Source organism: Roseateles sp. P5_E8, assembly GCF_054177665.1.
The window spans coordinates 1-8,949 of record NZ_JBGCUM010000101.1 but is presented as its reverse complement, the minus strand read 5'-3'; the positions used below and the strand labels follow the sequence as shown (position 1 = coordinate 8,949).

Here is an 8,949-nt window from a genome sequence, read left to right as displayed (position 1 = left end):
CCATAGTCCCAGTCGCCAATGGCGTGCACAAAGTTCGAATCTAGGTTGCCTAGCTTCTGAGCTGCAGCATCTGGAATCAGTACACAGTTGCCGTTCAGAGTGCGGCAGCGCTGTGCGACTTCTCCAACGGGCAAGGCCACCAAAAAATTCGGAGACGACGGGTCACGCCCTACAAGACCTCCGTAGCTAAGGACGCCGCTATGGGGATCTCTGGTCGCACCGACCACGAGCGGTGAACGCTCCCCTTCTACTTCCAAACCCAGGCGGCAGTTATGGAGGCGCTCAAGTGCATCGACGTCCAGCATCGTGTCGTCATTGAGCCAAAGGTAATCATCAAAACCCTCGGCCATTGCGGCGCCAAACGCTTTGCGCATGCCGCCATTCCAAAATAGCGAACCATCGCCGTGCAGCAAGCGTACGTCAGGAAACGCAGACGCGATGGCTTGAGACGTACCGTCGGAGGAACCGTCATCAACCACGATCACGCTTAGCAACGTATTAGATGGGCGGCGGCAAGCGTAGAGCGCAGAAAGGCAATTGAGCGTTTTTTCGCGCCTATTGTGGCAGGTCATTAAACCTACTATGCGGCGTGCTTGGATCGAAGTCATCAAGCCCGCCCCCCCAAACAACAAGAGTCAAGATGCCCAGTAGACGAATGAAGCAGGCAACTCATCGAAATGATTCTTCTCCCGGCACCAGTGGCCTTTGTAAAGGTGCAGTGGCACGTCGGCGCGACGCCGGAACATAAACCAACGAAGCAGCAAAGGCAAAAGCAAGTAAGTGCGCGAATGCATCCATTCCGGTCAACCCTGCCAAACGCATTGGACTCTCTGAGAAGCAACGAATCATCAAACCAAGAAATCCAATTGCGGCAAGCCCACAGGTGCTCGCCCACAAAGAAGCGCAGTTACGCCCCAAAAGAAATATGTACCAGAACCAACTCAAAAGACCCAATAAACCCGCCTGCCCAGCAGTTTGAAAAAACTGGTTGTGCGCTTGGCCGGCCGCAAGGAAATTCTTTTGGTACCGATACGGTAGATCCCATAGGGCCGGCCCATAGCCGAACAAAGGATTATTAAGAAACTCGTTCCAACTGATCTCCCAAATCCTTGTTCTGCCGGTAAAGGTAACAGCATCTTGGAATTTCAATAGCCGATCAAGCAAGCCGGCATTAATTGCATACAAGAGCACGATGAATCCGAGCGCAGTAAACAGGGTCCCCATCAGAATCAGGAAGAGCGAAAACTGACCTGGCGAAGTGCTGCCAAACCGACTCCGAACATCTTCAAAGCGAACTAAGGCAACACCAATCAGTGCCACCATCCACGCCGTTTTTGACTGCGTGAAGATCAGCGCGAACATGGCTATGCCCAGAAAAATCAGGTTCGGCCTTTTGCGCACATACGGGCTAAGCTGCAGAATCACCGAAAGCGCAGCGATGATACCGAGCGAATTTGCGTGCTCCGCGAAACCATAAAGCCGGAAAGTAAATCCTGGAATCCAGGACTTATAACCAGATTCAACTGTCATCTTGGGAACGACAGCGGCGCCAATCAAGCTAGCGGCCAGAATCGCTAGCAAAACCCATTCGAGTTTCGTTAAGGCATCCTTGTTCATGCCGGTTTGTGACAGCAATGCCAGCGCCGTAAAAGCAATTGGGGCATAGACCCAGGACAGACTTATTTCGCGCGACGTAGCGAATGCCACACCTACCCAATACGACGCCAGATAGAACGCCATGAAGGCCAGCAACAACGGTTTCGCAGCGGCCGGCATCTTTCTCCGGCCGGTAAACCAACGGAATATCTCGCCCAATGAAACGAAAAGGATCGTCCCATTGGTAAAGCGCCCAGCCCAGACTGCTCGGCCCTGTTCCAGGTMTTGGAAAGACTGCAGCGGATTGAGCGCCAATTCAGCTTGCGAGTAGATAAGCCGGCCACTGAGCAACACGCTCAGCGCATTGCCGACAATAAGCACGCCGAGAATGACAGCAATCTTCGAGGAATCGCTCCACTTCTCGGCGAGCATGCCAGAGCCCACGATGCAGACCGGCACCAACAAACCGAGCACCAGCGCAGCCACAAATGGAATGCTCTGGAACGCAAATGACAGGATGTCTTGATTCATAGTCCTTCAGCCGAAGGTCTTGGYGGGCGGGAGGCGCCCTCCAGCGCCGCRGGAGCGGCAAGCACTCGGGAATAGCGGGCCTCATAGCGGGCGATCACGCTGGCAGCCGAGAAGTTCTGGCGCACGCGGTCAAGCCCCGCCATCGAGCGCGCCGCATAGCCCTCGTCAAACAAGGTTGCCAACGCCGAGGTGATGGCGGCGGGTAAGCGCACGTCGACGAGCACGCCCGCTGCGCAATGCCCATCCGCATCTGCACCCATGACCCAGGGAACAGCGCCGCTGTCGCTGCCGGCGACGACGGGCAAGCCAAGCGCCATGGCTTCCGCCAGGACCACGCCGAACGACTCCTCGAGCGAGGGGTGAAGCAAGGCGTCCAGTTCGCCGAGAGCGGCCACCAGCTTGCGGTGCGCGATCTTGCCGTGGAAGGTCATCCCGGCCGACAGGCCGTGTTGTTCAGTCCAGCGCTGTGCCTCTTCTCCAGGACCGAAACCGGCGCCATAGAGGTGCAGTTCGGCGGCTGGCTCGGTCTGGCGCCACTGGTGAAAGGCCTGGAGCGCGGGCTCGGGGTTCTTGCGGCGGTCCCAACCATTGCAGATCATCGCCACGCGGCGTGTGGGGCGTGCGCTGCGTGGCCGGCCCTGTTCGATGACGTAGCCAGCCACCGGGTTGGGAATGACCTCGGGCGGATAGCCCAGCGCAGGCGAGAGTTCGCGCGCCATGTAGTCGGACACGGTGGTGAACTCGCGCCCGCGGCGGAACACCCGCTGCGCCATCAGGTAGCGCAGCGCCCGGTAAAAGCTGCGGGTGAAGTGCAGGACGGCACGCGGGGAGTCGTGGCAGGTGATGAGGTGGGGAGCAGGCTGCGCTAGCGCCGCCAATGCGAATTCGTAGGACCAGTGCACATGCACCAGGTCCGGTGTCGCCTCGACGATGGCTCGGCGAATCTGCCGCCGCTCAAACGCGAACAGGTCTACCGCGCGCCCCAGCCGCCAACCGTTGGGCCGCCAGGCACGGCGCCTCGCCGGGCAGACGATAAAGGTGAAGTTCGGGCCCTCGCAACGCACGGGGCCGCCATCTAGAGGCAATGTGGCGTCCGTGGTGATGCCGGTCACGCGATGACCGGCCTTCAGCAGCTCGCCAATCAGGATGCCGGTGAGCGGAGCGCCGAAATAGCCGCTGGGCACGGGGGGGCCGCCCGCCGACAAGTAGGCCCGGACGTCTTCACCCGCGATGTGGCCGGCAAGCGCTATATGCATGCGCGGCCTCGTACGGGGTCCATGGCGCCCTGGGAAGGCGTGTGCGCCGCGGGTCGAACGACGCCGTACTGCACGAGATCAGCGTCGGGGTTCAACCGGTATTGCTGCAGCTGCGCCAACAGTGCGGCTGGCACTTTGCCGTCATGGGCAACCGCCCACGCGCGTGGGGCAGACGTTGCGCTCGACGAATTCGAGATGGCGAGCCGGGTCGGGCTGCCAGCTGCATGCTGGCCGGCCTCGTGGCCCCAGATCGACGCGAAGCCTTCCGGGTGCAAATGCAGGTTCGGGCCATACCAGATGTAGGGGCGGTTCGACAGGAAGGCGGCCCAGACACTGAACGACGAGACGGAACACACCAGCAGGTCGGCACCCGCCAAGGCGAGCATGTCGGAGCAGTCGGAATCCGGGATGTCGCCCGAGAACACGCAGGGCAATCCACGGGTCAATGCCGTGAGCTTGTCGGGCGATGCGTCAGAGACGATCAGGAATTGCACCCGCCCCTCGAGTTGCGCATGAATGGACTCGGCGACGCGCCGGTACCAGTCCAGCGGCAGCGAGACATTGAATTTGCCGCGGTAGTTCTCAGGCGCCATGGCCGCCCCAAAGTCGCCCATGCGGACGTGGATGCCAACAACGGGCACGGCGGTGTCGAGACGCTCTCGCAGACGCAGCAGATTGCCGGCCGCGAAACGGCTGAGGTAGAGCTGTGCCGCCACGTAGTCGCGAGCTGCCGCAATGTGGCGCATGCCACCCCACATGCCGCTGGTTGCGAGCACATAGGCCGAGCGATCAAACAAGCGATGCTCGCCCGCGAAACGGCGCAGCGCGGTCACCACATCGCCGCCGCCATGCTTTAGATACTCCGCCTCAGTGAAGCGAACAACCGGCAAGGCGACTTTCAATGCACGGTGCTGAATCCAGTCGTAACGGGGCGTGCCGAAGTGGCGCCAGTAGCGGCGGCCATTCATACCGAACGCGGGCAGCAGGGAGCGAGCGCCCAGCAACTGGGACGCAAGAAACGACCTGGCCCATGGCACCAGCTCGTTGCCGAGGCCCGCGCCGCGACCGCTGACTTCGGGCATGCAAAAACGCAAGCCGGCGCTCACGCGGCAACTCCAGCTTTCAGGCCCAGCAGCGCACACAGGCGCCGCGCCGGTGCCGATTCAGCGGCACGCGCGAGCAACATCTGTTTCAGCTCGGGCGCCAGCAGCCACGCGCCGCCAAGCCGCAAAGCAAGCAGGCAGGCGACAAGGCCGACCATGGCCGAGACCATGCCCTCCATCACCACACCAAGTTTCAGGGCGCGAACGCCAAGACTGGTGAGCAGCACGAGGGCGGTCAAGACGACCGCGCCCAAGGCCGCACGCAACACCGGACGGGCGGGCAGCGCGATGCGACGCGCAAGTGCCAGCAGCACCAGCAACGAGCGGAGCGCATACAGCGCGGGCACCAGCCAGACCACCTGTACCAGCGGATAGTCCGACAGCAAGGCCAAACCGGCGACCAGGAGTACGACGATGCTGGCCTGCACCTTGAATTCACTGCGGGCCGCACCCACGCTCCACAGCGTTGGCCCTGCGATCGACAGCAGGGCGTAGCTGGGAATGGCGATGCAGAGCGCCGCAAACAAGGGCGCCGCACCCAGCCAGCGTTCGCCGTAAAGCACATGCATCACCAGAGGCGCATGCAGGGAGAGGAAACAGAATACCGGGCAGGTGATGAGCAACACCAGCGAGGCTGCCGCGATGAAGCCGCGCCGGACTCTCGCGTGGTCGGCCTGCACTCGGGAGGCCGACGAGAACACCACGGATTGGGCCGCGCCCACCAGCATGGCGGCGGGCGCACGAGACAGGTTGCTCGCCGCGGAATATTCGCCCAGGCTGCTCGAACCCCACAGCTTGCCGATGACGATGCGATCAATGCTGTCGATCGCCCAATTGGCCATGTTGGTGGCCATCACGCTGAAACCGAAATTGCGCAAAGCTTTGTCGCCGCTGAACTTGATCCGCAAGGGAAACTTGGTGGCCAGGTAGCCGAATACGAGGTTGATGACAGTCTGCGCGGCGAAGCCGATCACCAACGCCCAGGCGCCATAGCCGGCCACGGCCAGGGCCATGCCGATGACACCCACACCGACGAGATAGCCACCGACGTTGAGGAGCTGCTGCCGCTTCATGTCGAGGTTGCGGCGCAGCAGGCTCATCGGAATGTTTGATAGCGCCTGCAGCGGAATCAGCACGCCGCAAGCGCGCATGAGGTTGGTGTACGCCTCATCTTTGAGCTGCCAGGCAAGCAGAGGCGCGCTTGCGAAGATGACGATGCCAATGATCAGCGACAGCAACGACACCCAGCCTAGCGCGTAAGCGATGTCATCGTCATTGAGTTCGGCCTTCTGAATCAAGGCAGAACCGAATCCCCCGTCAGCCAGCAGCCACCCAAAGCCAAGCACCACAAGCACCATCGCCGCCTGACCGAAAGCCAAGGGCCCCAGCATTCGCGCCAGCGCAACCTGGATGACCAACTGGGCGAGCACTTTGGAAAGGGCCCCGGCATAGGACCAGAGCAGTGCATTGAAGCTACGGGCAGCCAGGGACTTGGTCAAGGGAGACTGAACCAGACTGCCGGACATCGCGGTCAAGCCCGCTGCAGGAAGTCCGCGTAAGCGAGCCCAACGCCCGTGTGCAAGTCGGTCCGGAAGCGCCAGCCCTGCGATTGCAGTCGTGAGACATCGAGCAGCTTGCGCGGCGTACCGTCGGGCTTGCTGCTGTCGAAGACGATGCGGCCTTCGAAGCCGACGACCTTCATGACGGTCTCCGCGAGTTCGCGGATGGTCACGTCCTCGCCAGTGCCGATGTTCACGAGGGCACCTTCGTAGCCCTGCTCCATCAGGTGAACGCAGGCATCGGCCAGATCGTCGACGTACAGGAACTCACGGCGCGGCGTGCCGCTGCCCCACACCACGTACTCCGTGTCGCCACGCAGCTTGGCCTCGTGCGCCTTGCGGATCAACGCGGGCAGCACATGGCTGTTGGCGAGGTCGTAGTTGTCGTTGGGGCCGTATAGATTGGTCGGCATGGCGCTGACGTACTGCCGACCGTACTGAAGGTTGTAGCTTTCGGCGAGCTTGATGCCGACGATCTTGGCCAGGGCGTAGGGCTCGTTGGTTTGCTCCAGCGGGCCAGTCAGCAGATAGTCCTCCTTGATCGGCTGGGGGCAGTCGCGCGGGTAGATGCAGCTGGAGCCGAGGAACATCAGGCGCTGAACGCCGGCAAGGTGGGCGCCATGGATGAGATTCGACTCGATCAGCAGGTTCTGATAGAGGAAATCCGCGCGGAAGACGTTGTTGGCCTGGATGCCACCGACCTTGGCAGCGGCGATGTAGATGTAGTCGGGTTTGTGCTCCGCGAGGAAGGCTGACACAGCCCTTTGGTCCAACAGATCCAGCGTGTCACGGCCGGCGGTCAAGATGTTGGTGTAGCCGCCCTTTTCAAGGCGGCGCACCAGCGCCGAGCCGACCATGCCACGATGCCCGGTGACGAAGATCTTGGCGTTCTTTTCCATCACGGGCGCCGCGCTCATTCGTTGTAGTCGTAGGCCTGGAAGCCCGCCATCTTGACGAGGCTGTCACGGCGGGCGGCGGTGTAGTCGGCCTGCACCATTTCGGCGACCAGTTCGCGCAGAGTCGTCTTGGGCACCCAGCCCAGCTTTTCCTTGGCCTTGGTCGGATCGCCCAACAGGGTTTCAACTTCGGTCGGGCGGTAGTAGCGCGGATCGACCTTGACGATGACGTCGCCGACTTTGCACTTGGCCTTGTCGCCTTCGACCCTGGTGACGCGGCCGACTTCCTTGTCGCCCTCGCCCTCGAACGCGAGCGTGATGCCAAGTTCACCTGCGGCGAATTCGACGAACTGACGAACGCTGTACTGCACGCCGGTGGCGATGACGAAGTCTTCAGCGTGATCCTGCTGCAGCATCAGCCACTGCATCTCGACGTAGTCCTTGGCGTGGCCCCAGTCGCGCAACGCGCTCATATTGCCCAGGTACAAGCACTCTTGAAGACCCAGCGCAATGCGAGAGATGGCGCGGGTGATCTTGCGGGTGACGAAGGTCTCGCCGCGGCGGGGGCTCTCGTGATTGAAGAGGATGCCGTTGCAGGCGTACATGCCATAGGCCTCACGGTAGTTGACCGTGATCCAGTAGGCGTACATCTTGGCCACCGCGTAGGGGCTGCGCGGGTAGAAGGGAGTGGTCTCCTTCTGCGGGATTTCCTGCACCAGGCCGTACAACTCTGACGTTGAGGCTTGATAGAAACGCGTCTTCTTTTCAAGGCCGAGAATGCGGATGGCTTCGAGGATGCGCAGCGCACCCATGCCGTCTGCGTCGGCCGTGTACTCCGGGCTTTCGAAGCTCACCGCCACATGGCTCATCGCGCCGAGGTTGTAGATCTCGTCAGGCTGCACCTCCTGGATGATCCGGATCAGGTTGGTGCTGTCGGTCAGATCGCCGTAGTGGAGCTTGAAGTTCTGATGGTCGACGTGCGGATCCTGGTACAGGTGATCGACGCGATCAGTATTGAAAGAGGAGGCACGACGCTTGATGCCGTGCACTGCATAGCCCTTGGACAGCAGGAGTTCTGCCAAGTAAGCACCATCTTGGCCCGTTACGCCAGTAATCAGAGCAGTCTTTTCCATACTACAAATTGCCAGTTGTGAGTTGATTGATTATCAGTAATCGGAGCCAAGAAGACGACTTCGTTTCTGGGGGGGGATGCCCGCCAGCAATTCGCGAATGAAACCGTCCTGTAACGCGAAAGCCTTGCCTTCATCTGCCGATATGGATGAAACGCGCACCAGCACGCCGTCCGGGATCTCACCTTTCAGCCCGTATCGGATTGCCACCCAACGGTGCGGGTAACCGAACTGCGTGACCTCATCGCCAACCATCACCCAATAGGTAATTGGCTCATTGCGCGGGCCCATGGCCGCCACCAGGCGCTTGACCGGGAGAGGTTTCCCTTGAATATCCACGGCACCGTCGAAAACACCGCCACTGATCTTGAACCCCTGCGCCGGATAGCAAATCTCCGGCCGGTGAGTAATCATGCCCTTGTGCTGATTACGCCCATACGCCAGCGACAACATGACCCGATCACCGCTCGCATTCTTGTAAGTCAGCGCGAGGGTCTCATCATAGGTGGCATCCAGCACCTTCTGCAGGTCAGGACTGGGCGGAACCGGCAGGATGGAGTCATCCACCGTCCATCCGGCGAACCGCGTCGGTACGATATCCACCAGCTTCTCGCGCGACTTCAGGTCAGCCAGGAATACTCGCGGCGTGATGGCCACGGCGAGCGCGCAGGCTGCTGCCATGCAGGCAGCAAGCAGGCCGGCCCGGACAATATCCTTGGTCATGCCACGCCCTTGCGGCGATCAATGAAGAATCCGATCACCTTGTCTGTGGACAGTATAAGCATCAATGCAACGATGAATAAAACCATGCCGGCAAAGCCATGCACAAAACCCTGCCCCGCTTCGTCACCAAAATGATAGGTCACGAGCACCAGTAT

9 protein-coding genes are annotated in these 8,949 nt (G+C 60.9%); all 9 read right to left on the bottom strand.

Annotated features, from left to right (window positions below):
• The coding region (locus ACXRVZ_RS27045; protein ID WP_458233073.1) for a glycosyltransferase family 2 protein at positions 1 to 608 on the bottom strand (608 nt) is incomplete at its 3' end.
• A 61-nt stretch (positions 609 to 669) separates the two neighbouring features.
• Positions 670 to 2,127, bottom strand: a complete 1,458-nt coding sequence (locus tag ACXRVZ_RS27040; protein WP_458233072.1) for an O-antigen ligase family protein — start codon at positions 2,125 to 2,127, stop codon at positions 670 to 672.
• Entirely contained in the window at positions 2,124 to 3,383 is a 1,260-nt protein-coding gene (locus tag ACXRVZ_RS27035) for a glycosyltransferase family 4 protein (RefSeq protein WP_457423748.1), read from the bottom strand. The genes ACXRVZ_RS27040 and ACXRVZ_RS27035 overlap by 4 nt, the downstream gene beginning before the upstream one ends.
• The gene (locus ACXRVZ_RS27030) at positions 3,374 to 4,489 is read right to left on the bottom strand and encodes a hypothetical protein (RefSeq protein WP_457423746.1); all 1,116 of its coding nucleotides are present in this window, start codon (positions 4,487 to 4,489) and stop codon (positions 3,374 to 3,376) included. Before ACXRVZ_RS27030 ends, ACXRVZ_RS27035 begins: the two co-directional genes overlap by 10 nt.
• A complete protein-coding gene (locus ACXRVZ_RS27025) occupies positions 4,486 to 5,985 on the bottom strand; it encodes an oligosaccharide flippase family protein (RefSeq protein ID WP_457423744.1) in 1,500 nt (499 codons plus the stop codon). The genes ACXRVZ_RS27030 and ACXRVZ_RS27025 overlap by 4 nt, the downstream gene beginning before the upstream one ends.
• 32 nt (positions 5,986 to 6,017) lie before the next feature.
• Positions 6,018 to 6,944, bottom strand: coding sequence for a GDP-L-fucose synthase family protein (locus ACXRVZ_RS27020; RefSeq protein WP_457423760.1), 927 nt, complete (start codon positions 6,942 to 6,944; stop codon positions 6,018 to 6,020).
• A 14-nt stretch (positions 6,945 to 6,958) separates the two neighbouring features.
• A complete protein-coding gene (gmd, locus tag ACXRVZ_RS27015; RefSeq protein ID WP_457423742.1) occupies positions 6,959 to 8,074 on the bottom strand; it encodes a GDP-mannose 4,6-dehydratase in 1,116 nt (371 codons plus the stop codon).
• Positions 8,075 to 8,107: 33 nt separating this feature from the next.
• Positions 8,108 to 8,794 (bottom strand): exosortase-associated protein EpsI, B-type, encoded by a 687-nt coding sequence (gene epsI / locus ACXRVZ_RS27010; RefSeq protein WP_457423740.1) that lies wholly within the window; start codon positions 8,792 to 8,794, stop codon positions 8,108 to 8,110.
• A complete protein-coding gene (locus ACXRVZ_RS27005; RefSeq protein ID WP_458233074.1) occupies positions 8,791 to 8,937 on the bottom strand; it encodes an archaeosortase/exosortase family protein in 147 nt (48 codons plus the stop codon). Before ACXRVZ_RS27005 ends, epsI begins: the two co-directional genes overlap by 4 nt.
• Positions 8,938 to 8,949 lie beyond the last annotated feature (12 nt).

Coding starts and splice junctions, on each gene's coding strand:
- epsI (WP_457423740.1), bottom strand. CDS start 8,794: ATGACCAAGGATATTGTCCGGGCCGGCCTGCTTGCTGCCTGCATGGCA.
- gmd (WP_457423742.1), bottom strand. CDS start 8,074: ATGGAAAAGACTGCTCTGATTACTGGCGTAACGGGCCAAGATGGTGCT.
- ACXRVZ_RS27020 (WP_457423760.1), bottom strand. CDS start 6,944: ATGGAAAAGAACGCCAAGATCTTCGTCACCGGGCATCGTGGCATGGTC.